Annotated in this window: 1 protein-coding gene; it reads left to right on the top strand. The window is 49.5% G+C overall.

The annotated features are described in order from the left end of the window. Positions 1 to 560: 560 nt before the first annotated feature. On the top strand, positions 561 to 935 hold a 375-nt coding region (locus ACCI49_RS24805; protein ID WP_371841939.1), incomplete at its 3' end, for a hypothetical protein.

Raw genomic sequence — 935 nt, 5'->3', positions numbered from 1 at the left:
TTTGAATTGCGACCTTAAAGGGGGCGTTCACAGTGGCATGCCAGCCCGATCCAAGGAGAAGCTGAAAAGCAAAGTGCTTTCTCACATGAGAATGTTACAAAAGAAGCCCGCGCGTGTAGCAGCCTACTTCCGACACGAATCAATTAGGTACGCAGCATAACCGAACTATTTGTTCGCCGGGTTAATAAGGAATAGATAGCTCCTGTGTCCACTATAGCGAGGTGTGTTGATTTTTCAGCCAGGCTGCTGTCGATGTTCAAATGACCGGCTGTTCTGAAACAACTGAAGCCAATTTCTCAAAGTATATTTGATGTATTTATCAAGTGCTGGCTTTGGCCGTATGGTATTGCCTTACTGTGGAACGGTAATTGAAGCCTTTAAGTACGGGGGATTGAGTTACAACCGTATCGCGGTGACTCAGAATGTCTTGCTGGATCGGTTTAGGGGGGAATTGCTTATTGATGATTCATTCTTATCAGGAGAGCTTAGGGCGGGGGGAGGGGATCTGGGACGGGCACTCGTAGGTGCGCCGCCTTACTTGGCTATCCTAAGAGCAACAATTGAAAATTTGGCGGCCCAGTTTACCGGCATTCTCCCCTGGCCGTGCGGCTTTTACCGTGTGCAGTTCCCCTTCCTTAAATGGCTTGATCCAGCTCAACATAGGTTACAACCCTAATAAACTGCAGTGTTTTTTTATTGGCTATATCGCAAATTGCGCACCCGTCGATAACGACCGCAAAAAATTACTGTGCCGCGAGCTTACCGCCGCGCTCGCGCAACTGGTTCCGGTGGCAGAGCGCTATGTCACCCTGGCCGGGGTACTGGGAGCTGTGTCTGCAATGACCGGCTTGCGGTTCATTACCGGTACAGACAGCTATACCGACAATAAAGCTCCAGCTTTTTATAGCGCGGGTACAGGTTACTGGGTTATGGAC

Origin of the sequence: Microbulbifer epialgicus, assembly GCF_041447265.1 — a bacterium.
GTDB lineage: Bacteria > Pseudomonadota > Gammaproteobacteria > Pseudomonadales > Cellvibrionaceae > Microbulbifer > Microbulbifer epialgicus.
Note: the sequence above shows the minus strand (reverse complement) of the source record. Positions and strands in the feature narration are given on the sequence as shown.